Genomic DNA, 21,708 nt, shown 5'->3' on the forward strand with positions numbered 1-21,708 from the left:
CGACCCACGTGGAGCGTCGACGGGCGCCCGGCGCGTGTTGCGCGGCGGCTCGTGGATCAGCCACGGCAGGAACGTGCGTTCTGCCAGCCGCGTCTACGGCGGGCCCGGCGTGCGCAATTTCGGCGTCGGGTTCCGGCTCGCCCCAGGTCGCGGGCAGCCGGCGGAGCCGGAAAGAGAGGAGTCGCCGGCGGAGCCGGCGAGGGGGCGGGCGGCGACCGCGGAGCGGTCGTCGTCGGCCGGCTTGGCGCACGGGACGGGCGGCAAGCCGGACGCGCGCGGCGGGACGCCGCGCGCCGTCAGGAAAAAGTGAGCCCCGCGTTGAGCCAGCGTCGTGCTCCTCGAACCGGTTTGCGCCTGGTGCGCCGGGTGTATGCTTCAGCGATCGAACTTGTGCAGGAGAGCCGGAATGCGGGGGCAAGCGGGTGTCGCGGGAGTTTTTCGCATGCCGCATTGGCCGACGGCTCGCCGACGCCCACCCGCAACGGGAATCCGCGTCGCGTGCCCGGGCGACCGCAGCGCCGGCCTTGAAGAAGCTCCCGAAAATGCCTGACACGCCTGGCGCTGACGCCGCCACTTCCTACACGGCGGATGAACACCGCCCGACCGAAGCGGCGCTGGCCGAGCTGCTGCCGGCGCTGCAACGCATCGACCGGTTGCTGCAGGCGGCCGTCGATGTCGCCCAGCGGGTCTATGGGCGCGAAGCGGCGAGTGATCCCTACCGTGGGCTCTACGTCGCCGACGGCGACGCCGGGCGGCTGCTCGGGACGGCGTTCGGGCAGCCGCTGTTGCAGGCAGCCGGGGCCGAGCTGCCGCTCGCCGCCGCCTGCGCCGACGGATCGCGCCTGCGCCGGCTGCAGCGGACCTTTGCGCTCGACGCCTTCGACCTCGACCTGTTGCTCATCGCGCTCGCTCCCGAACTCGATCTGCGCTACCAGCGGCTCTACGCCTACCTGCAGGACGACGTCACGCGCCGCCGGCCGAGTGTCGATCTGGTGTTCAACCTGCTCTGCCGGTCGGCCGTGGACAAGATCGCCATGCGCACCCGGCTCGCCGCGACCGCTCCGCTGCGCCGGCATGGCCTGATCACGCTGTTCGCCGACGCGCAGCAGCTGCCGCCACCGCTGCTCGCCGAGTACCTGCAACTCGACCCGCTGCTGACGGCGTATCTGCTCGGTGAGGAGGTCTTCGATCCCGCCCGGCTGCCGTTCTGCGAGCTGATCGCCGGTGCCGCCACCTGGTCCGACGCCTGGCCGGTCGCCGACGAAATCCGCCGGGCGCTGCCGGGAGTGCTCGCCGGGACGTGCGCGGGCGGGCGGCCGCCGTCCTTGCCGAGATTCCCGCGGGTTCATCTGCGCGGGTCGCGTGGCATCGGCAAGCGCCAGGTCGCGGCGGCGATTGCCGGTCAGCTGCGAACACCGCTGCTGGTTGCCGACCTTGCGCACTTCCCGGAGCCGCCAGCGGAGTTTGCCGCGTTCGTCGGCACGCTCTTGCGCACGGCGCTGCTGACTGGCGCCACGCTCTACCTGACCGGTGCCGACCGGCTGCTCGGCGATCCGGGATTCGCTGCCTGGGCGGTGTTGCGCGCGCGCCTCGCGGCGCACGCCGGCGCCGTCGTTCTCGCCGGCACGCAGGCGTGGACGGCGAGCGGCGAGGCGGGCGAAGCGTTTTACGAGGTCGTGCTGCCGGCGCTCACCGATGTACAGCGGCTGGCGTGCTGGCGCGCGCGGCTGGCAGCTGCGGCAATCGCCTTGCCGGCCGACGAGGTCGAATCGCTCGCCGGGCGTTTTCGCCTGACCCCGGAAGAGATCGCGGCGACGATCGCGGCGGCGACGCACAGGGCGCGCTGGCGCAGCGCCGCGCAGGACGGCGCGCCGGCATCGGGCGCGGCGGATGCACGGGTGAGCAGCGAAGACCTGCTGGCCAGTGCGCGCGCGCAATCGGGCCACCTGCTGCGCGACCTGGCGCGCGAGGTCTCGCCGCGCTATCGCTGGCAGGATATCGTTCTGCCCGCCGACCAGTTCGCGCAACTGCAGGAGATCTGCCAGCAGGCGCGCCACCGCCACCTGGTGTATGGCCGCTGGGGTTTCGCGCGCAAGATCGCGCACGGCCGCGGACTCAACGTCCTCTTCTCGGGGCCGCCGGGAACCGGCAAGACGATGGCCGCCGACATCCTCGCGAATGATCTATACTTGCCGTTATATCAGATCGATCTCTCGCAGGTGGTGAGCAAGTACATCGGCGAGACCGAGAAGAATCTCGAGCGGATTTTCAGCGCTGCGCAGAGTGCCAACGCGATCCTCTTCTTCGACGAGGCGGACGCGCTGTTTGGCAAGCGCTCGGAAGTTCGCGACGCGCATGACCGATACGCGAACATCGAGGTCGGCTACCTGCTGCAGAAGATGGAGGAGTACGAAGGCGTGGCGATCCTGGCAACCAATCTGCGCAGCCACATGGATGAAGCCTTCGTGCGCCGCATGCAGGCGATCGTCGAGTTTCCCTTTCCCGACGAAACGCATCGGCGAAGGATCTGGGAGTGCCTGTTTCCGCAGGAAGCGCCGCTCGCCGACGACGTCGATTTCGCGTTGCTCGCCCGGGAAGTCAAACTCGCAGGCGGAAACATCAAGAATATCGGGCTGGCTGCGGCGTTCTACGCGGCGGCCGATGGTCGCGCGATCGCCATGGACGATCTGCTGCGCGCGGTGCGGCGCGAACACCAGAAACTCGGCAGGACTTGGAGCGAACCCGCGGTGGGCAGGAACCGTGCCCCTGCGCCTTGATCTGGAGGAAAGTGGCGATGGCAGTGAGGACGATACAGCAGCTTCGCAGCGATGATCGGGCAACCGCCGATCGGGTGGCGCAGGCAGCGCCGGCGCCCGTCTCTCCGGTCCGGCAGGGTCGCGAGCAGGCCGTGCTCGCCCTGCAGCAGACGCATGGCAATCGTTTCGTCCAGCGGCTGCTCGGCCGCGCGGCGGCAGCCGGGGCGAATCCGGAGGTGAGCGCGGCGGTCGAGGCGGGCATCGACGGCGCGCGCGGCAGCGGCCAGCCACTCGCCGATGGCGTGCGCGATCGCTTCGAGCCGCTGTTCGGGGCGAGTTTTGCGGGAGTGCGGGTACACGACAACGGTCTCGCCGACAGCCTCAGTCGCAGCCTTGAAGCGCGGGCGTTCACGGTCGGCAGCGACATTTTCTTCCGCCAGGGCGAATACGACCCCGCATCGGCCGACGGCCAGGAACTGCTCGCCCACGAACTGACGCACGTCGTGCAGCACAGCGCGACGCCGCAGGCGAAGCTCATGGTGAGCCAGCCCGGCGACCGCAGCGAGGAGGAGGCCGAGGCGACGGCGCGCGAAGTCGTCGGAATTCTCCAGGGCCATTCGACTTCGTCGCTGGCGCCGGCACGCGCCGCGACTGCCGACGCCGTCGCGCGGCAGGAGGAAGAAGAACAGCACGAGCCGCCGCGGATCGTCGTCAAGAGTGTCACCTGGGAGCAGGGAGCTGGCGCCGGCGGAGCGGAACATTCGGCGAAGGCGCCGGACAAGAGCTTCAGCGAGGAGAGCCAGATGCAGGACCAGAACGCCTCGGTGACGACCCTGGTGGCAACGGCCAACGGTGTCCGCATCGTGGTCGAGGCGGTTGGCGTCTATACTTCGGCGACCTATCCCGACGGCTTCAAGTGGACGCAGACGATCGATACCAACGTTCCGCTCGGTGGAACGACTTCGCCGTACGTCGACCCGCGCCCGAACGACGATACCAAGCCTTTCTACTACACCGACGCCGAGCACGCGGCGTCGCCGACGACCTTCCGCGATCGGCCTTCGCGTCCCGCGCCGGCCACCGGAACGACGACCTGGGATGCAATCCTCGGTCTCAACGGCGTAGACGAGTCGGCGAAGACAGTGACCGGTTTCGACTACCTGACCTACGGATTCTCGATCGACAGCTCGGGAACGGTGACCATGCGCAACGCGACCGCCGGCAGCGGAGCGAATCACCGGTCCACACTCTCGTCCGAGTTTCCGCAATGGACCTTCTCATGATTCCGCGGGAGCGCGGCCGGGCGCTTTCCCGGAGCACCGACGGCCGGCGGTAGCGGAGCGATCGCAATGGCCAGCGCGCTGCAGTCACCCGCCGAAGCGACCGACTTCGCGGTGACGATCGGCTACGACGGACCGGAAGACAAGCCGTTCTACCGCGCCTGCCTGCTCTCGCGCACGCGCGCCGGCGAGTACGTGGCGCAGCCGTTCTGGGGGAGCGCGGTGATCGGTGCCCGCGAACTGGCCGCACTGGTCGATGCGCTCGCGGCCGGGGGCGTTCGATTCTCGCCAGGCCGGCATCCGGCGGGGTCGATCGGTTACTACGTGGAGATCGACGACAGCGGCGAGTGGAGCCATTGTCCGCTCGGATTCGGCGGCGAAACGCTGACCTGGCTCGCGGCGCTGGCGGGCGCGCTCGACGAGGCCAACCGCGGGCCGGTGCGCGACATCATCGGGCGGATCGGCTTCCTGCGCGGCGCCGACGACGGCAACGCGGACCGGCGATGATCCGCGACCTCAGCCTCAGCCTGCGCGCGCTGCTCGACGACCCGGCGCTCGGCACGGGTTTCCCCGAGCTGGCCAGCGCGCAGATCGCTTTCGACCGTCCGTCGGAACAGTTCAGCCCGTCACAGACGACGGTCGACCTGTTTCTCTACGACGTGCGCGAGAACGTCGAACTGCGCAGCAGCGAACCGCTGATCGAGAAGCAGAACGGCCAGGCGACGATCCATCGGCCGCCGCTGCGCGTCGCCTGCACCTATCTGGTCACCGCCTGGCCGGTCGGCGGCACGGATCTGCCGCTGCAGGAGCACCGGCTGCTGAGCCAGACGCTGCAGGTGCTCGCGCGCCATCCGACGATTCCGGCGGCTTTCCTGCAGGGCAGTCTCGTCGGCCAGCAGCCGCCGCTGCCGATGATCACCGCGCAGGCGGACGGCCTCAAGGACCCGGCCGATTTCTGGACGGCGATCGGCAATCGTCTGCGGCCGTCGATCCAGGTGATCGCGACGCTGGCGATGGAGCGGCTGCCGGCGATCAGCGCGCCGCTGGTGATCACCGAACAGGTCGTGCTCGGCGAACGCACCGGCGCTGAAGAAGAAGCAATCGATCCGGCGACGCGGCTGTCGCTGCTGCGTTTCGGCGGTACGGTGACCGATGCCGGCAGCCAGCCCGTGGCCAACGCCCGGGTGACGCTGGTCGAATCCGGTCGCGAAGCGGTGACCGACGCCGCCGGACGTTACACGCTGGCCGTGCCGCAGGCGGGGAGCTTCGCCTTGCGCGTGCAGGCCGGACCAAGCTCGAAGACGGTCACCATCACCGTCCCGGTGACCGCCGGGAACCACTACGACGTGCAAATGTAGGCTTGCTAACTGCTAAGGAGATAAGCGTATGGCACAGTATCTTTCCCCCGGTGTCTATGTTGAAGAGGTTCCATCGGCCATCAAGGCGATTGCCGGGGTCAGCACGAGCACCCCGGGCTTCATCGGCGTCGTTCCGGACAAGATTCATCTGGTGGCGAAGGACCCCTCCGGGGCGACGCCCGGGACGACCAAGTTCGTCGATTTCACGCTGCCGACGGCGGCCGACAAGCCGGCGCTGATCACCAGCTGGACGCAATTCACCAAGGCCTTCGGCGATCTCGTCGGCAGTGAGACGGTGCCCGCGACGAGCGACGCCAGTCCGGCTGTCGACGCCGGTCATCAGCACCTCGCGCACGCGGTCTACGGTTTCTTCAACAATGGCGGCAGCCGCTGCTATGTCGTCCGCATCCTGTCGACGGCGGATCTCGACGATGCTCTCAAGGCGTTTGCGACGATCGATGAAATCGCGCTCGTCGCCGCGCCCGGAATCATCGACGACGCGACGCGCGACAAGCTGGTCACCCACTGCATCAACACCGCCGATCGCTTCGCCATTCTCGACGGTCCGGACAGCGCCAGCGATCTGACCACGCTGACCCGCACGCCAGCCGACACGACGCCCGGGGTGATGCCGAAGAAGACCGATTTCGCGGCCTGGTATTTTCCGTGGATCAAGGTCTTCGACCCGGCGACGAAAATGCTCGCCCCGTCGGGTGACGGCGCCATCGCGGTTCCGCCGAGCGGCCATCTGGCGGGGATCTATGCGCGCGTCGACACCCAGCGCGGGGTACACAAGGCACCGGCCAACGAGGCGATCTTTGGCGCCCTCAATGTCACCCAGCCACTGAGCAAGGCCGACCAGGACGGCCTCAATCCGAAGGGCGTCAACTGCCTGCGCGTGCTCAACGACAGCATCCTCGCCTGGGGAGCACGGACCGTCGGCGGCGACGCCAACGCCGATCTCAAGTACATCAACGTCCGGCGTACGCTGCTCTTCCTGCGCGAATCGATCGACGAAGGGCTGCAATGGGCGGTTTTCGAGCCGAATACGCCGGCGCTGTGGCAGAAGATCACGCGCAACGTGTCGGCCTTCCTGACCAACGTGTGGCGCTCGGGCGCGCTGTTCGGGACGACGCCGCAGGAGGCCTTCTACGTCAAGTGCGATGCGGAGACCAATCCTCCGGAACTGCGCGAACTCGGCCAGGTGGTCACCGAAATCGGCGTCTCGATCGTGCGGCCGGCGGAGTTCGTGATCTTCCGCATCAGCCAGTTCGTCGCCACGGGCACCTGAGCGCATGGCCGTCGCCTACCACAGCCCCGGCGTCTACCGCGAGGACGTCTTCCTCCGGCCAGCGTCCGTGCTGCCGACCGGTGTCCCGGGCTTCGTCGGCCTGGGGACCGTGGCCGGGCAGGGAATCACGCTGCCGGTGGTCCTGCATCGCCAGGAGGAATTCGCCGCCGCGCTGCTCAGCCCGGCGGAGGGTTTTCTCGCCGACGCCGTGGCCGGATTCTTCGCCAACGGCGGCAGCCGCTGTTATGTGGCGGTCGCCGACCCTGCCGCCGGCGATCGGCCGGGTGCCCTGCGCGCGGCGCTGGCCACGCTCGCACCGCTGCTCGACGTCGATCTCGTCGCCGTACCCGACGCCATGCTGCTCGCCGACGCGGCGGAGCAATACGCGCTGCAGCGGGACGTCCTCGCACACTGCCATGCCCAAGGCGACCGGCTGGCGATCCTCGATTCGCGGCGGGGCAGTTCGCTCGACGGCGTGCTCGAACAGCGGCGGGCGATCGGCGCCGGCGCTGCGGAACCGGTCAGCGGTGCGCTGTACTATCCGTGGCTGCGTACCGCAGGTGACCGCTGGCTGCCGCCCTGTGGTCACGTCGCCGGAATCTTCGCGCGCAGCGATGCCCGCGTCGGAGTGTTCAAGGCGCCGGCCAACGAGGAGATCTTCGACGCTCTGGATCTCGAGACGGTCATCGACAACGGACAGCAGGATCGACTCAATCCGGAGGGCATCAACTGCCTGCGCGCTTTTCCGGGTCGCGGCATTCGTGTCTGGGGCGCGCGCACGCTGAGTCGGGATCCGTCCTGGCGCTACGTCAGTGGCCGTCGGTTCTTCCTGACCATCGGGCGGTGGATCGACCGGAACATGACCTGGGCCGCTTTCGAGGCCAACGAGCCGCGGCTGTGGTTGCGCATCCGGCGCGAGCTCGATACCTATCTGACCGGTCTGTGGCGCGCCGGCGCGCTGCAGGGCGCGACGCCGGCGGAGGGCTTTTACGTCAAGTGTGACATCGAGACCAACCCGCCGGAGAATCGCCTGGCGGGACAGGTGGTCACCGAGATCGGACTGGCGATCACGGCGCCGGCCGAATTCGTCGTCGTCCGGATCATTCATCGGGCAGGGGCGGCAGTTGCCGCCTAGCTCACCGGAGTGAACAGAAACTTTTTCTTACCCAACTGAATTGCAGGAGGTCCCATGCCTACCGGAACACGTACCGACCCCTATCGTGGCTTCAATTTCATGGTCGAGATCGACGGCATCACCCAGGCGGGCTTTCAGGAGTGCAGTGGCCTCGATGTGTCGACCGATCCTGTCGACTACCGCGAGGGGACCGACCCGAACCACGTGCGCAAGCTGACCGGTCTGAACAAGTACATTCCCGTGACCCTCAAGCGCGGGATCACCGATTCGGACGAGCTCTGGAAGTGGCGGCAGACGGTCATCGACGGCAAGGCCGAGCGCAAGAACGGATCGATCGTCCTGCTCGACGAAGCCGGAGCCGAGAAGCTGCGCTGGAATTTCGTCAGCGCCTGGCCTTCGAAGTGGACCGGACCGGCGTTCAATTCGACGAGCAACTCGGTCGCCATCGAGTCGCTGGAGATCACTCACGAAGAACTGAAGAAGGCCTAGGCAGCCGACCGTCCGCGCGGGTTGCAGCGGCGCCGCCGAGCGAAGCGGCGCCGGCGGCGGCCGACGGTGCGCGCTGGATGCGCCGCTGACCGGCATTCCGTGATCGATCGATGACAGGAAAGACGATGTTGCAGACCGAGTTTCCGTTTACCCTGCCGATGGGCTACGTCGATAGCGAAGGCAACCTGCACAAGGAAGGCGTGATGCGGCTGGCGACTGCGTTCGACGAGATCGCTCCGCTCAAGGATCCGCGCGTCCACAACAACCCCGCTTACCTGCTGATCATTCTGCTTTCGCGCGTGATCACGCGACTCGGACGGATCGAGCAGCTCAACCCGAAGATCGTCGAGGGTTTTTTCGCGGCCGACCTGGCGTATCTGCAGGCCTTGTACCGGCGACTCAACGACAGCGGCAGCGATCGCGTGCGCACGCAGTGCCCTTACTGTGAGAAGGAGTTCGAAGTGGAGCTCGGCGAGCCGGGGGAGTCTGGCGCTACCCCGTAGAGCGGCTCTATGAAGAGGTAGCGTACATTGGGTATCACTTTCACTGGCCGCAACACGAGATCATGAGTCTCGACCACATCGAAAGGCGTCGCTGGGTGGCCGAGATTGCCCGGATCAACCGGCGCCTGAATCAGCAGTCGGCGGAGCATGGGTAAACACTAACGAGCGGGAGAGAACGGGCTATGCCGGAACTGGGTTTGAACGCCGTCTTCAGTCTGGCGACGAATCTCACGGGGGTGCGGGCCGACCCCTACCAGGTGTTCAATTTTCTCGTCGAGATCGAGGGCATACTCGCCGGTGGCTTCTCGGAGTGCAGTGGCCTGCAGGTGGAGACCGAGACCTACGAATACCGCGAAGGCGGTCTCAACGCGTACGCACATCGCTTCGCCGGGCCAACGAGGTATCCGCCGCTGGTTCTCCGGCACGGCCTGACGCCGATCGACGGCCTCTGGGCGTGGCACCAGGACGTCGTCGACGGCACCATCGAGCGACACAACGGCACCATCTACCTGCTCAACAGTCAGCGCATTCCGGTGATCTGGTGGGACTTCAAGGAGGCCTTTCCGTTCCGCTGGACTGGTCCGTCGCTCAACGCGGGTTCGAGTCAGGTCGCCGTCGAAAGCGTCGAACTCGTCCATCGCGGGTTGAGCCGCCCGCGGCTGGCGACGGCGCTGGCCGGGATCGGCGCGGCGATCAGCGGATCGGTGAATTTCTCGGGAGGGCTCTTCTGATGCCCGGGACAGTCGGTGGCGCGCGGGCCGTTCCGCCGGTCCGCGCAATCGCCAGCAGGGTCGAGCCGACGAGGATGGCACGATGATCGACGTACGCTGGCCGCAGCATCGCTACGAGCGCCGCGTCGGCTGGACGGGGCAACGCCTGCCACTGCTGCCACGCCTGCTCGCGCGTGCAAGGGTGGAAGATGGCGGGCAGGGCGGTGGCGGATCGTTCGCCGGCGGATTCGTATTCCGCCAGGCCGTGCGGCTGGGTGGCGCGGATGCGGCGGGCCGTGGCCCTGCTTTCGAAGCGGCGGTGCCGGTAACGCCCGAAACCGGCAGCGCGGTGCCGGGCGAACGCCTCGTCAGCCACGCCAGCCGGCCAGCAGGCGTGATCGACGTGGCGCAGGTGCTGGCGGACCATGCCCGGCTGAACACCGGCGCCGGCCGAGAGGAGCCCCTGCTCGCTGCCCTGCACGCTCGCTCGGGGGCAGCGACCGCGCATTCCGCTCGCGCACTCGGCGCGCCGCCGGCGTTCGCTGCGAGCGCAACGGGGGCGCCGGCAACTTCGCTTGGCGAGCGCGATCGCGGAGCCGTGGACAGCGGTAGCGTCGCTCCCCCGGAAATCCACAGGGGCCTGCCCGCAAGTGCTGGCAGCGTGGAATTGTCGATGCAGCGAGCCGGTCGGCGGGAAATCGTGCCCGCATCCGGCTTGCCAGGCGGCGGCGATCAGCCGACGGACACCGCGGGACAGCCGCCGCGTGCGCGTCCGGACTCCGGCGACGGGGCAGAGATTGCAGTCGGTGACGCGCGTCCCGTCGCGCGGCCTGCGGCGGCGGAAGTACGTGTCGCCCGGCAGGTGACGGCCGCTGCGGCGTCGGCCGCGGAGACCCGGACTGCGCCTGTCCGAGAGCAATATCGCCCGGATACCCATCCGACCTCGCCCGCGGAGCCCTGGGTGCCGCTTGCACGAGGCGAACCCCGGCCGGAAGATCCGCCGAAGCCGCGCGGGCGGGATGCGGGCGGTGCGCGCGCGGATGCTGCGCCGGCCGGCGTGATGCACGCCGATCTCGCGCCCGTCGTCGTGGGTGCACGGCGCGCATTCGATGGCTTCGGGACTTTCGTCGATGGCAGCGGGAGTCTTGATGCCGGCACGGCGGCGTCCGCCCGTCGGTCACCCGTGACCGGCCTGCCTTCCCGCTCGCCGGTGGTCGGCGAGCGCCTGCGCGCAAGTCCGGAACTCGCGTCGATGTCATCACCGGCGGCAACGGCTGGCGAACGGGAACAGGCAGCGGCGGGCGGCGACGTGTCTCCGGCGATCGATCCGGACCCACACGCGGGCGAGCGAGGCGACCCCCGTCTGAACACGCCGGACGTTCAGCCTGAACGGCCCGCCGGGCTGGCGCGAGTCCGCCGGCCGGGTCGCCCGCCGGCAAGTCCGACCGTGGTCGACCGTCGCCCGCTCGCCGTCGGATCGCCGGCATCTCCCGAGCTGTCGAGGGGCGAGGAACGGCTGGCCGGCGCCATGCCGGGAATCGCCGCGGGCGCCGCGGCGGCGATTGTTGCTCGCGCAGCGCTCGCCGAAGCTGCGCTCGTTGCGCGGGACGAACCGGAGACGGTTTCGGCGGCGACACCTGCCTGGCCGGCTCGCCGACCGTCACAGGGGGCGATGCGCAGGTCGGGGCAGACGTCGTCAGCAACCGCCGCCGATCGTCCAGGCGCCGGCGGCGTCGCCGAGCATTTCGCGCGCGCCGCGCCGCGGTCCACCCTCTCGATCGCGGCGCCGGCGGACGAGGGGACTCGCTCGCCGCTGGCGAACGCGCTGGCCGCCGGCAGTCGGCCGACGATCGACGCTGCCGGCCCGGTCGGGCAAACGCTTTCGCCCGGCACGACGAACAGCCAGACGATGCTTGCGCGGGTTGCCAGCACCGGGCGCCAAAGCCAGTCGGCCATTGGCGGCGCTGCCCGGCCCCCACTCGCGGGCGACGGAGCGTTCGCCGCTCTCCGCCGCGCTGCCGGACGTTCCCCGGTCCTGCTGGCGTCGGAAGTCGCCGCCCCGGGCGGCCGGGAAGCTGGCGCTTTCGTCTGGCGTCGGCTTTCGGCGCCTTTGCCGCCGGGTGCTGGCGGGCGATCGGACACGGCCGCGCGCGCGGCGAGCGAGGCCCAGGCCAGCGGCTTGGCGCTGGCCGCCGGCGTCACTGCCGATGCCGCAGGGCCGTCAAGCGGTGCGCCGAAGTGGGCTGAGCGGCAAGCGGCCGACGCCGATCCGGCACCGGCGGGAACGGCATCGACTGCGTCGGGAGAAGTCGATTGGGAGCGTCTGGTCAGCGAGGTGAGTCGCCGGATCCGGCGGCAACTGATGGTTGAACGGGAACGTCGGGGGTGGAAGGCATGGAACTAGCCAAGATCGAGATCGCACCGCTCGATCGCAGCGGCAGCCGGGTCGAAGCCGATGCGTTCAAGGTGCTGTTCAACCCGAACAGCTATTCGATCAGCAAGGCGGTTACCTGGACGGCGCTCGGCGCCGGCAGCGCGGGGCGGACGCCGACCGATCGCGCGGTCAATGCGCCGACGCTGACTTTCGGCGGCGGTGGCAGCCGTTCGCTGACGCTCGAGCTGTTCTACGACGTGACGGAAGCGATCAACGGCGTTGCGACCGACGACGTGCGCCAGGAAACCAACCGCATGGTCGGACTGACGCGCATCGACAAGGACCTGCAGCGCCCACCGGCGGTCGAGGTGAGCTGGGGAGCGGCGCCGCCGGCAAACTCCGATTTTCCGTTCACCGGCGTCGTCAGCAACCTCGTGCAGCGCTTCACGCTGTTCAGCAGCGACGGCAAGCCGTTGCGCGCGACGCTGACGGTGAGCTTGATCGAGTTCCTGGATCCCGAGATCGACCGAAGGCAGACCGATCCCGAGTTCACCACCCGCCGGATTCAGCGCGGCGACACGCTGAGCAGCATCGCTGCCGAGACGTATCGCGACCCGACGCTGTGGCGGGTGATTGCCGAGGCGAACCAGCTCGACGATCCGCTGCATCTGGTCGTCGGCCGGACGCTGGCGATTCCCAAACGGAGCTAGGCGGGACCGCCATGCCCACGGCCAACGCACAGAGCCCGCTGGTCGCCGACTTTCAGGTGGCGGTCAATGGCTCGCCCCTGCCGGTCGCGGTGGCGCTGCACGTCGTCGGCATCGAGGTCGAGGACAGCGTCGAGCTGCCGGGGATGTTTGCCGTCGAACTCGCGGCGTCCGAGCACATCGACCAGATTTCGGCGTGGATCGACGACCAGAAGCTCTTTGTCGTCGGCAATGCGCTCGAGGTCAAGCTGGGCTACGTCGACGCGCTCGCCAGCCTGATCAAGGGGGAGATCACCGCGCTCGAACCCGAATTCGTTGGCGACCGGCTGCCGCGCCTGCGGCTGCGCGGCTACGATCGGCGCCACCGGCTGCAGCGCGGACGCAAGGTGCGCAGCTTCGTCCAGCAGAAGGACAGCGACATTGCCGCGCAGATCGCCGGCGATGCCGGACTCACCGCACAGGCCGAGGACAGCGGCGTCGTCCATGACTACGTACTGCAGGCCAACGAGAGCGATCTCGACTTCCTGCAACAGCGCGCGCGGCGGATCGGGTACGAAGTGGTCGTGGACGACAGGACGCTCATTTACCGTCCGGTGGCCAATGCCGCCGGCGACATCCTGACGCTCACCCTCGGCGACCAGTTGCTCGAGTTCCATCCTCGCCTATCGTCAGCGGGACAGTTCAGTGACGTCGAGGTGCGCGGCTGGAGCGTCAAGGACAAGGCGGCGATCGTCGGCCAGGCCGGCGATGGCGCCGAAGTATCGACGATGGGCGGGCAGCAGACGGGAGCTGCACTGGTGCGCAGCGCTTTCGGGGCGGCAGCGGGATTGCTCGGCACCCACCCGGTCGCTTCGCAGGCGGAAGCCGACCAACTCGCCAAGGCCGGCTTCAACCGCAGCATTCTCGGCCTGGTCGAAGGGGAAGGAAGGTGCTGGGGAAGAACCGACCTGCGTGCGGGCAAGGTGATCCGCGTCGACGGGATCGGCAAGACATTCAGCGGATCGTACTACGTCGTCTCGGCGAGCCACGAATACACGCCGCAGAACGGCTATCGGACCGCTTTCACGGTACGGAGGAACGCGGCATGAATCTTGGCGACGTACTGCTCGAACACGGCGCGACGACCGCGATCAACGGTGTCGTCGTTGCCGTGGTGACCAACAACCAGGACCCCGACGGGCTGGGGCGAGTCAAGCTCAAGTTTCCCTGGCTCAGCGATGCCGACGAAAGCTTCTGGGCGAGAGTGGCGACGCCGATGGCTGGCGGCGGCCGCGGCGCGTTCTTCCTCCCCGAGGTCGACGACGAAGTGCTCGTCGCATTCGAGCACGGCGACCTGCGTTTTCCCTATGTGCTCGGCGGCCTGTGGAACGCCAAGGACAAGCCGCCGGCCGACAACGGCGACGGCAAGAACAACGTGCGCCTGATCCGCTCGCGCAGCGGGCACGTGGTCCGGCTGAGCGACGAGGACGGCAAGGAGAAGATCGAGATCATCGACAAGAGCGAGAAGAACAGCATCGTCTTCGACACCGCCAACAACACGATCACCATCACCGCGGACAAGGACATCGCTCTCTCGGCGCCGCAGGGAACGATCAAGCTCGATGCGCAGAAAGTCGAGCTGAAGTCGTCGGCCGATGCCAAGGTCGAAGCGGGCGCGGGCATGGACGTCAAGGCGAGTGCGACGCTGAATCTAAAGGGTGCGACAGTCAATATCAACTGAGGGAAGCCATGGGACAGCCTGCCGCGAAAAAGGGCGACCAGATCGTCGCCACCGACACGCACATCGTCATGGTTCCGGCGCCTCCGGGTCCACCGGTGCCGACGCCGCTGCCGCATCCATTTGCCGGAATCCTCAACGGCAGCCTCAGCAGCGACGTGAACATCATGGGCCTGCCGGCAGCCACCGTCGACAGCACCGCCGACAATACGCCGCCGCACCTTCCGACGCCACCCGGAACCGCTTTCCAGAATCCGCCGGCGAACAAGGCGACGATCAAGCTCGGCAGTGCGACGGTGAAGATCAACGGCAAGATGGCTGCGCGCAATGGCGATCTGGCGACCACCTGCAACGATCCCGCCGATCTGCCGGTCGGCCAGGTCGTCGCCGTCGGAACCGTGTTCATCGCTTAGGAGGTCTGATGTCGAAACCATTTCTCGGAGTCGGCTGGGGCTTTCCACCTTCGCTCGATGCCCAGGGCTTCGTCGCCCGGGCCGAGTACGAGGAGAGCGTCCGCCAGTCGATCTGGATCATTCTCGGAACGGCCCGCGGCGAGCGCGTCATGCGCCCGGATTTCGGCTGCGGCATCTACGACCTCGTCTTCGACGTCAATAGCGCGTCGACGGCCGGCAAGGTGGCACAGGCCGTGCGCCAGTCGCTGCTGCTCTTCGAGCCGCGGATCCAGGTGCTGGACATCGACGTGCGCGCGGCCAACGGCGGCGAAGTCCTGCTGATCGACATCGATTATCAGCTTCGCGCCACGAACACCGCGTTCAATCTGGTCTATCCGTTCTATCTCGAAAGGAGCACCGCCTGATGGCCAGGATCGCTCCACGGGTCGATTCCCGCAGCGCGACGGATGTCGCCGCGCAGGTGCGCGCTCTGCTCGCAGACTATGTGCCGGGTTGGCACGCGCAGGTGGTCGATCCGCTCAGCGGCGAAACCCGCAGCGATCCGCTGGCCAGTGCGCTGATCGCGATCTTCGGCCGTTTCGCCGAAATCATCCTGCAGCGCCTCAACCGGGTTCCCGACAAGAATCAGCTGGCCTTTCTCGATCTGCTCGGCGAGGCGCGCTTGCCGCCGCAGCCGGCGAGCGTCGCCCTGAGCTTTTCGCTGGCACCCGGCAGTCTCGTCGATGCGCTCGTTCCGGCGGGTACGCAGGTCGCCGCACCGCCGGCCGAGGGCGAGAAGGACCCGGTGATCTTCGAGACCGAGCGCGAACTGGTGGTAACCGCCGCGCAGCTTGCCTACCTGTTTGCTCGCCAACCGGCCGAAGACCTCTACGCCGATCGCGGAGCGTTCCTGATTTCCTCACGCAGTGATCCCGAAGCAGGCGAAATCGCGCTCTTCGAGGGCGACCGCGCGCTCGAGCACACCTTCTATCTCGGTCACGACACGCTGTTCGCCGCCGCCGATCTGCGCCAGTTGCGCCTGACCTTCACACTTGCCCAAGCATCGCCCGATCCCGACCCGCGCGATCTGCAATGGGAAATCTGGGACGGCGAACGCGGCATCGCGATCACCCCGGACGATGGCACCGGCTCGTTGCAGCATGACGGCGACTGGGTTCTCGCCGCGCGCCCGGGAATGTTTCCGATTCCCCGCAGCACGCTGGCCGGAAGCAGCAGTCGCTGGCTTCGCTGCCGCCTGCAGACACCGATCACCACGGCCAGCGAGCGAAGCGATGGCCGGCTGCGCGCGAGTCAGCTGCCCGAGATCACCCGTGTCACCGCGCAGGTCGATCGTGGGGCGAGCGATCAGGACATCGAGGCCGCGTTTTTCAACCAGCTCGCGGTCGATCTCGGCAAGGACTTCTACCCGTTCGGCGAAAAGCCGAAATTCGGCGACTGCCTGTATCTTGCCTGCGGCCTGGCGTTCGCCGCGAGTGGCGGCATGATCACCTTGCACGTCGATCTGACCAATCCGACCGACGGCAAGAATTTGCCGGTTCCGGCGACGCAGGCGTCGGCCGACATCGACCTGCGCTGGGAATTCTGGGATGGGAGGCAATGGGCGGCGGTCGCCGAACTCAGCGATGACAGCGAGAATTTCACCCGGTCCGGCGACGTGACGTTCCGCCTTGCCGGCCAGCCGGTTCCGACGACGATCGGCGGGGTCGAAAAGTACTGGATCCGGATTCGCCTGGCGGCCGGCAACTACGGCAGGGAGGCCCGCTACGAGCCGCTTGCTGCTGCCCGGACCAACGCCGACGGGCAGGTCGTCGAAGCCGCCGCGCCAGCCGCCGCAGCGGGCAGCGCCGGTTATCAACTGGTTCCTGCCGACTTTTGTCCGCCGGTGATCCGACGCCTGCAGGTCGATTACACTGTTACTGGCGGCGAGGAGCCGTTGACCACCTTCGTCACCGACAACGATTTCGCCCGGGTAGCGGTGGTCGACTCCGCTTTCTTCCCGTTTCGCGCCCCTGCGGACGACCGGCCGACAGCCTATTTCGGCTTCCTGCTTCCGGCCGGTCGCAACCGGTTCCCGAACCGCAAGCTCAGCGTCCATGCCGCGGTCGCTGCCCTCAAGTCCGCCGCCGGCCAGGGCGGAGTCGTAGCGTCTTCCGCGACGGCACCGCTGCGGCTTGCCTGGGAATATTCGAGCGCGGCCGGCTGGTCGAGCCTGCAGATCGCCGACGATTCGGAGAACTTCACCCGCTCGGGCGTGCTCGACTGGCTCGCGCCTGCCGACATCGCCGCACGCAGCGAGTTCGGAGCGACGGCGTACTGGCTGCGCGTGCGCTGGGAAAGCGGCGACTACGTTCTGCCGCCGCGGTTGCGCCGACTGCTCTTCAACACCACGCCGGCCCTGCAGGCGGTGACCGTACGCAACGAGATTCTCGGCGCCAGCGACGGCAGCGAAAACCAGCGGCTGTCGTCGGTGCGTTCGCCGCTGCTCGCCGGCGAACGGCTCGAAGTGCGCGAGCCGGAGTTGCCGCCGGTTGCCGAACAGGCGTCGATCCGGCAGGCCAGCGGCGATGATGCGATCACGGTCGTCGATTCCGGCAATGGTGGCAAAGCGGCGATCTGGGTTCGTTGGCTGCGGGTACCCGATTTCTATGGTTCGGGTCCGCGCGACCGGCATTACGTCCTCGATCCGCTGACTGGCGAGTTCCGCTTCGGTAACGGCCGCCAGGGCCTGATTCCGCCGGTCGGCGTGGGCAACATCCGCCTCGCCAGCTATCGCACCGGCGGCGGCGTGCGTGGAAATCGCGCGGCAAACACGATCGTGCAGCTCAAGACGACGGTTCCCTACGTCGACAAGGTGAGCAATCCCGATCCGGCGTCCGGCGGCGCCGAGGCCGAGGATCTGACGGCGCTGCTCGAACGCGCGCCGCGCGCCCTGCGCCATCGACACCGTGCGGTGAGCATCGAGGACTACCAGGATCTCGCGCTGCTCGCCTCGCCGGAAGTGGCGCGCGCGCTCTGCGTGCCGCTCCACAACCTGGCCATCGACCCCGACGCGAGTAGCACGCATCCCGGCGTCGTCAGCCTGATCGTCGTGCCACGGAGCGGCGAGGCGAAGCCGCTGCCGACCTTGACGCTGCTCGAGGAGGTGCGCAGCTATCTCGACCAGCGGCGGATTGCCACCGCGGATCTGATCGTCGTCGCACCCGAATATGTTCGCGTCGAGGTCTCGGTCGAGGTGGCGCTGGTCTCGCTCGAAGGCGCCGGCGCCGTGGCCAATGCCGTGGCGCAGGCGCTCTCCGGATTCCTCCATCCGCTCACCGGAGGACTCGACCAAAACGGCTGGGATTTCGGTCGCCGGCCGCATCGTTCGGATCTCTACGCACTGCTGGAAGCGGTCGCCGGCGTCGATCACCTGAACGAGCTGCAGGTGAGCGAGATCGAGGAGCGTCCCGGGGCCATCGCGGGCGGGCGTTTCCTCGTCTATTCGGGCGAGCACGACATCCACCTGACTTTCGGGGAGGCCTGACGACCATGCCGCTGACCCTGCCCAACCTCGATGACCGCCGCTATACCGACCTCGTCGACGAAGCGCGGGCGCTGATTCCGACGCATGCTCCGGAATGGACCAACCACAATCCGTCCGACCCCGGAATCATGCTCGTCGAGCTCTTCGCCTGGCTTAGCGAGATGCTCCTCTATCGCCTCAACCGGGTCACCGACGAGAACACGCGCAACTTCCTCCGCTTGCTCAACGGCCGTGGCTGGCAACCTTCCGGGACGACCGCCGAGGCGCTCGCCGAAGACGTCCGGCAGACGGTGCTGGCCCTGCGCCGCCGCGAGCGCGCCGTTTCCGTCGAGGATTTCGAGGCGCTCGCCGCCGAGGCCGATGCGCGCGTCGCGCGTGTTCGCTGCCTGCCGCGGCGCAACGCGCTGATGGACTTCGACGCCGAGCAGCCCGGCCATGTCAGCCTCGTCGTCGTCGCCACGCCGGGCAGCGAAATGGCGTCGGTCCTGCAGGCGGTCCAGACCTATCTCGAACCGCATCGGCTGCTGACCACCTTCGTGCATGTCGTCGAGGCGCCGCTGCTGCCGGTCGATCTCGCGGCGAGCGTCGTGCCGCTCCCTGACGCGACGCCGGGCGAACTGCAGACGCGGGCGGTCGCCGCATTGCGTGACTTCCTCGATCCGCTGCACGGAGGCGAAGCGCGCAGCGGCTGGCCTTTCGGCCGCAACGCCTACGTTTCCGAGATCTACCAGCTGCTCGACCAGCTTTCTGGTGTCGATTACGTCACCAGCGTGCAGCTGGCCACCGACGATGCCCAGCGCCGCGTGCTCAACTCCGGCGGCGAACTCGTCGGCCTGGCGGTGAAGCCATACGAACTGGTCAGCGCGCGCACGCTGAACGTGACCATCACACCCGTCTAGGAGAAAGCGATGGCTATCGGCGCCAAGCAGACCAGCGGCTATCTCGGCTACCTACCGGCGATCTTCGCCGAGGATCCCCAGCTCGGGCGTTTCCTGCTCGCCTTCGAGCAGGTGTTGAGCGGTTTGCCGGGCAGCGAAGGAGAACCGCGCCGCGGCCTGGAGGAAATCATCGCGGCGATTCCCCAACTCTTCGACCCGCTGGCGACTCCGCGCGAATTCCTCGACTGGCTGGCCGGCTGGGTCGCGCTCGGTCTGCGCGCGGACTGGAGCGACGATCAGCAGAGGAGCTTCCTGGCCAACATCGTCTCGCTCTACCGCCGAAGGGGGACCAGGCAGAATCTCATCGAGCTGCTGCGCATCTACACCGGGCTCGATCCGGACATTTCCGAAGGCGAGAACACCGTCTTCCAGATCGGCGACCACTCGACAATCGGCGTCGATACGCAGATCGACGGCAGCGCGCCGCATTATTTCCGGGTGACGGTGAACATTCCCAACCCCAACCCGGCGACGCTGCAGCGGCAGAACCAGATCATCCGGGCGCTGATCGATCTCGAAAAACCGGCGCACACGGCTTACGACTATTTCCCGACGCACACCACGATGCAGATCGGCGTGCACTCCCAGATCGGCGTCGATACGCTGCTGGGAGATGTCGCCCATTAACCAGGGGTGCAATCTAAACTGCTGGACGATCATACTCCCCCACTTCCAGCGGGGCTCGGGGCAGACGCTCCCTCCCCTTCAAGGGGAGGGTCGGGGTGGGGATGGGGTAGTGGAGCAGAAATGGACAACGGAACAGGCGTATGAAGGGACAGACGAACCGTTCGGTCATCGGCAATGCGCTTCAGAAGAAGCTGCGAACCCGCATGACCGATGCTGAAAATCGCCTGTGGCAACGTCTGCGCGGTCGGCAGCTTGCGGGCTGCAAATTCCGCCGCCTGCATCCGTTCCTGGATTATGTCCTCGACTTCGTGTGCCTGGAAATGCGGCTGATTGTCGAGGTGGATGGAGGTCAGCACCAAGACTGCGAGCCAGATCGTGTGCGTGATCGACGACTGCATGCGGCCGGCTTTCGTGTTGTGCGATTCTGGAACAACCAGGTGTTACAGGAAACTGACGCGGTGGTAGAGGCCATCTGGGCGGCGTTGCAAGACGAATCCCGAGATGGTGCATCGCTGATTACCCCATCCCCACCCCAACCCTCCCCTTGAAGGGGAGGGAGTAACAACATCGGCGCGGCTCGCGACCAACACTTTTGATTACCCCATTAACCAGAGACCAGAGAGGCAAGGACTACCATGGCTGATATCAAGCGCTTGCATTACTTCAATCACCAGTTCCTGGTCGAGGCCGATTTTACCGACGAACAGACCTACCACCTGGAAATGCGCCGGCGGCTCAACGCCGCACTGCACGGCTTTGGCGCCGGCGACGGTCTTGCCGTCACGCGCAGCGGCGACAAGGAAGTCACTGTGACCGCGGGCATCGCCGTCGATCGTGAGGGGCGCGAGCTGGTGCTGCTCGACAGCCGCGTGCTGAGTCTCACCGATTCGGCCGTGTATCCGGCCGGCGCAACCGTCCATGTGACGATCGCTTACCAGGAGCAGGAGAGCGATCCGAGCACGGCTACCGGCGTCACCGGCAACACGCGCGTCACCGAGCGGCCGGAGGTGCTCGCCGTCACCACCACGCCGCCCGGTGACGGCAGCGTCATCCGGCTCGGGCGGTTTACGCTGACCGGTACCGGCAACGTCCCCGGCAATCTCGGCGACGTATTCAGCGATGGACGCCAGACGGTGACCGCCACCCTGGCGCCCGGGGCGGTGACGACCGCCGAGCTCGCCGACGCGGCGGTGACGGCCGCCAAGCTCGCCGACAATTCGGTGAGTGCCGCCAAGATCGTCGACGGCAGCGTCGGCAGTGCAGAACTCGCCGATGGCTCGGTGACCACCGCGAAGCTCGCCGATCAGGCGGTCACGCTTGCCAAGCTTGCGGACAATTCGGTGAATGGCGTCAAGATCGTCGACGGCAGCGTCGGCAGTGCAGAACTCGCCGATGGCTCGGTGACCACCGCGAAGCTCGCCGATCAGGCGGTCACGCTTGCCAAGCTCGCCGACAACTCGGTCAACGCTGCCAAGATCGTCGATGGCACCGTCGGCACCGCCGAACTCGCCGACGGCTCGGTGATCACGGCCAAGCTCGCCGATCAGGCGGTGACGCTTGCCAAGCTCTCCGACAATTCGGTGACTGGCGCCAAGATCGTCGATGGCAGCGTCGGCACTGCGGAACTCACCGATGGCTCGGTGAGCACGGCCAAGCTCGCCGATCAGTCGGTCACCGGCGCCAAGCTGGTCAACGACCTGTCGATTCCCGGGCGCGTCGGCCTCGGCGTCGCCCCCGGTTTCCGGCTCGATGTCGGCGGCCGCATGCGTGTCCGCCAGATCGCGTCGGCCCAGGAGAGTGCCGGGATCTGGTTCTCGGGCTATTACGGCCATGAGTTCGACGCTGCTTTCGTCGGCATGCAGAGCCAGAATGCCGTCGGCTTCTGGG

The 21,708-nt window shown here is 67.6% G+C and carries 20 protein-coding genes and 2 pseudogenes; all 22 read left to right on the top strand.

All coding sequences use genetic code 11. The annotated features are described in order from the left end of the window. A pseudogene (locus tag NFV80_RS08890) lies at nucleotides 1-310 on the top strand (hypothetical protein); the annotation flags it as partial. Nucleotides 311-542: 232 nt separating this feature from the next. Further along, nucleotides 543-2,777 (top strand): ATP-binding protein, encoded by a 2,235-nt coding sequence (locus NFV80_RS08895; protein ID WP_296758429.1) that lies wholly within the window; start codon nucleotides 543-545, stop codon nucleotides 2,775-2,777. A gap of 17 nt (nucleotides 2,778-2,794) precedes the next feature. Continuing rightward, entirely contained in the window at nucleotides 2,795-4,039 is a 1,245-nt protein-coding gene (locus NFV80_RS08900) for a DUF4157 domain-containing protein (RefSeq protein ID WP_295328529.1), read from the top strand. A 66-nt stretch (nucleotides 4,040-4,105) separates the two neighbouring features. After that, nucleotides 4,106-4,543: a hypothetical protein gene (locus tag NFV80_RS08905; RefSeq protein ID WP_295328532.1), complete on the top strand. Its 438-nt coding sequence runs from the start codon at nucleotides 4,106-4,108 to the stop codon at nucleotides 4,541-4,543. Then, the gene (locus NFV80_RS08910; RefSeq protein ID WP_295328535.1) at nucleotides 4,540-5,394 is read left to right on the top strand and encodes a Pvc16 family protein; all 855 of its coding nucleotides are present in this window, start codon (nucleotides 4,540-4,542) and stop codon (nucleotides 5,392-5,394) included. The genes NFV80_RS08905 and NFV80_RS08910 overlap by 4 nt, the downstream gene beginning before the upstream one ends. A gap of 28 nt (nucleotides 5,395-5,422) precedes the next feature. Further along, complete coding sequence (locus NFV80_RS08915) at nucleotides 5,423-6,685, top strand: phage tail sheath subtilisin-like domain-containing protein (RefSeq protein WP_295328537.1); 1,263 nt, start codon at nucleotides 5,423-5,425, stop codon at nucleotides 6,683-6,685. 4 nt (nucleotides 6,686-6,689) lie between these two features. Then, nucleotides 6,690-7,820, top strand: a complete 1,131-nt coding sequence (locus NFV80_RS08920; RefSeq protein ID WP_295328539.1) for a phage tail sheath subtilisin-like domain-containing protein — start codon at nucleotides 6,690-6,692, stop codon at nucleotides 7,818-7,820. 54 nt (nucleotides 7,821-7,874) lie between these two features. Further along, the gene (locus NFV80_RS08925) at nucleotides 7,875-8,309 is read left to right on the top strand and encodes a phage tail protein (protein WP_295328540.1); all 435 of its coding nucleotides are present in this window, start codon (nucleotides 7,875-7,877) and stop codon (nucleotides 8,307-8,309) included. A gap of 125 nt (nucleotides 8,310-8,434) precedes the next feature. Further along, nucleotides 8,435-8,812 carry a phage tail assembly protein gene (locus NFV80_RS08930; protein WP_295328543.1) on the top strand — a complete coding sequence of 126 codons (378 nt, stop codon included), beginning with the start codon at nucleotides 8,435-8,437 and terminating at the stop codon, nucleotides 8,810-8,812. Nucleotides 8,813-8,838: 26 nt separating this feature from the next. Next, complete coding sequence (locus NFV80_RS17455) at nucleotides 8,839-8,967, top strand: DUF6760 family protein (protein WP_366143425.1); 129 nt, start codon at nucleotides 8,839-8,841, stop codon at nucleotides 8,965-8,967. Between the two features lie 27 nt (nucleotides 8,968-8,994). Next, nucleotides 8,995-9,543: a phage tail protein gene (locus NFV80_RS08935; protein ID WP_295328545.1), complete on the top strand. Its 549-nt coding sequence runs from the start codon at nucleotides 8,995-8,997 to the stop codon at nucleotides 9,541-9,543. An 82-nt stretch (nucleotides 9,544-9,625) separates the two neighbouring features. Next, nucleotides 9,626-11,926: a hypothetical protein gene (locus NFV80_RS08940; protein ID WP_295328548.1), complete on the top strand. Its 2,301-nt coding sequence runs from the start codon at nucleotides 9,626-9,628 to the stop codon at nucleotides 11,924-11,926. Continuing rightward, nucleotides 11,917-12,606 (top strand): LysM peptidoglycan-binding domain-containing protein, encoded by a 690-nt coding sequence (locus NFV80_RS08945; protein ID WP_295328550.1) that lies wholly within the window; start codon nucleotides 11,917-11,919, stop codon nucleotides 12,604-12,606. The genes NFV80_RS08940 and NFV80_RS08945 overlap by 10 nt, the downstream gene beginning before the upstream one ends. 11 nt (nucleotides 12,607-12,617) lie before the next feature. Then, nucleotides 12,618-13,691 (top strand): contractile injection system protein, VgrG/Pvc8 family, encoded by a 1,074-nt coding sequence (locus NFV80_RS08950; protein WP_295328553.1) that lies wholly within the window; start codon nucleotides 12,618-12,620, stop codon nucleotides 13,689-13,691. Continuing rightward, nucleotides 13,688-14,323, top strand: a complete 636-nt coding sequence (locus tag NFV80_RS08955) for a phage baseplate assembly protein V (RefSeq protein WP_295328555.1) — start codon at nucleotides 13,688-13,690, stop codon at nucleotides 14,321-14,323. Before NFV80_RS08950 ends, NFV80_RS08955 begins: the two co-directional genes overlap by 4 nt. An 8-nt stretch (nucleotides 14,324-14,331) precedes the next feature. After that, the gene (locus NFV80_RS08960; protein WP_295328557.1) at nucleotides 14,332-14,733 is read left to right on the top strand and encodes a PAAR domain-containing protein; all 402 of its coding nucleotides are present in this window, start codon (nucleotides 14,332-14,334) and stop codon (nucleotides 14,731-14,733) included. Between the two features lie 8 nt (nucleotides 14,734-14,741). After that, nucleotides 14,742-15,137 carry a GPW/gp25 family protein gene (locus NFV80_RS08965; protein ID WP_295328559.1) on the top strand — a complete coding sequence of 132 codons (396 nt, stop codon included), beginning with the start codon at nucleotides 14,742-14,744 and terminating at the stop codon, nucleotides 15,135-15,137. Next, nucleotides 15,137-18,256, top strand: coding sequence for a putative baseplate assembly protein (locus tag NFV80_RS08970; protein ID WP_295328562.1), 3,120 nt, complete (start codon nucleotides 15,137-15,139; stop codon nucleotides 18,254-18,256). The genes NFV80_RS08965 and NFV80_RS08970 overlap by 1 nt, the downstream gene beginning before the upstream one ends. A gap of 5 nt (nucleotides 18,257-18,261) precedes the next feature. Further along, on the top strand, nucleotides 18,262-19,155 hold the full coding sequence (locus tag NFV80_RS08975) for a baseplate J/gp47 family protein (protein WP_295328565.1): 894 nt from the start codon (nucleotides 18,262-18,264) through the stop codon (nucleotides 19,153-19,155). Between the two features lie 9 nt (nucleotides 19,156-19,164). Next, nucleotides 19,165-19,821, top strand: a complete 657-nt coding sequence (locus NFV80_RS08980; protein WP_295328567.1) for a phage tail protein — start codon at nucleotides 19,165-19,167, stop codon at nucleotides 19,819-19,821. Nucleotides 19,822-19,961: 140 nt separating this feature from the next. Then, a complete protein-coding gene (locus NFV80_RS08985) occupies nucleotides 19,962-20,369 on the top strand; it encodes an endonuclease domain-containing protein (RefSeq protein ID WP_295328570.1) in 408 nt (135 codons plus the stop codon). A gap of 87 nt (nucleotides 20,370-20,456) precedes the next feature. Next, nucleotides 20,457-21,708, top strand: a pseudogene (locus tag NFV80_RS08990) (hypothetical protein); the annotation flags it as partial.

The organism is Accumulibacter sp., from assembly GCF_023806565.1.
In the GTDB taxonomy this organism is placed as follows: domain Bacteria; phylum Pseudomonadota; class Gammaproteobacteria; order Burkholderiales; family Rhodocyclaceae; genus Accumulibacter.

Coding starts and splice junctions, on each gene's coding strand:
- NFV80_RS08935 (WP_295328545.1), top strand. CDS start 8,995: ATGCCGGAACTGGGTTTGAACGCCGTCTTCAGTCTGGCGACGAATCTC.
- NFV80_RS08950 (WP_295328553.1), top strand. CDS start 12,618: ATGCCCACGGCCAACGCACAGAGCCCGCTGGTCGCCGACTTTCAGGTG.
- NFV80_RS08905 (WP_295328532.1), top strand. CDS start 4,106: ATGGCCAGCGCGCTGCAGTCACCCGCCGAAGCGACCGACTTCGCGGTG.
- NFV80_RS08910 (WP_295328535.1), top strand. CDS start 4,540: ATGATCCGCGACCTCAGCCTCAGCCTGCGCGCGCTGCTCGACGACCCG.
- NFV80_RS08945 (WP_295328550.1), top strand. CDS start 11,917: ATGGAACTAGCCAAGATCGAGATCGCACCGCTCGATCGCAGCGGCAGC.
- NFV80_RS08930 (WP_295328543.1), top strand. CDS start 8,435: ATGTTGCAGACCGAGTTTCCGTTTACCCTGCCGATGGGCTACGTCGAT.
- NFV80_RS08970 (WP_295328562.1), top strand. CDS start 15,137: ATGGCCAGGATCGCTCCACGGGTCGATTCCCGCAGCGCGACGGATGTC.
- NFV80_RS08960 (WP_295328557.1), top strand. CDS start 14,332: ATGGGACAGCCTGCCGCGAAAAAGGGCGACCAGATCGTCGCCACCGAC.
- NFV80_RS08900 (WP_295328529.1), top strand. CDS start 2,795: ATGGCAGTGAGGACGATACAGCAGCTTCGCAGCGATGATCGGGCAACC.
- NFV80_RS08965 (WP_295328559.1), top strand. CDS start 14,742: ATGTCGAAACCATTTCTCGGAGTCGGCTGGGGCTTTCCACCTTCGCTC.
- NFV80_RS08925 (WP_295328540.1), top strand. CDS start 7,875: ATGCCTACCGGAACACGTACCGACCCCTATCGTGGCTTCAATTTCATG.
- NFV80_RS08955 (WP_295328555.1), top strand. CDS start 13,688: ATGAATCTTGGCGACGTACTGCTCGAACACGGCGCGACGACCGCGATC.
- NFV80_RS08915 (WP_295328537.1), top strand. CDS start 5,423: ATGGCACAGTATCTTTCCCCCGGTGTCTATGTTGAAGAGGTTCCATCG.
- NFV80_RS08920 (WP_295328539.1), top strand. CDS start 6,690: ATGGCCGTCGCCTACCACAGCCCCGGCGTCTACCGCGAGGACGTCTTC.
- NFV80_RS08985 (WP_295328570.1), top strand. CDS start 19,962: ATGAAGGGACAGACGAACCGTTCGGTCATCGGCAATGCGCTTCAGAAG.
- NFV80_RS08895 (WP_296758429.1), top strand. CDS start 543: ATGCCTGACACGCCTGGCGCTGACGCCGCCACTTCCTACACGGCGGAT.
- NFV80_RS08940 (WP_295328548.1), top strand. CDS start 9,626: ATGATCGACGTACGCTGGCCGCAGCATCGCTACGAGCGCCGCGTCGGC.
- NFV80_RS08975 (WP_295328565.1), top strand. CDS start 18,262: ATGCCGCTGACCCTGCCCAACCTCGATGACCGCCGCTATACCGACCTC.
- NFV80_RS08980 (WP_295328567.1), top strand. CDS start 19,165: ATGGCTATCGGCGCCAAGCAGACCAGCGGCTATCTCGGCTACCTACCG.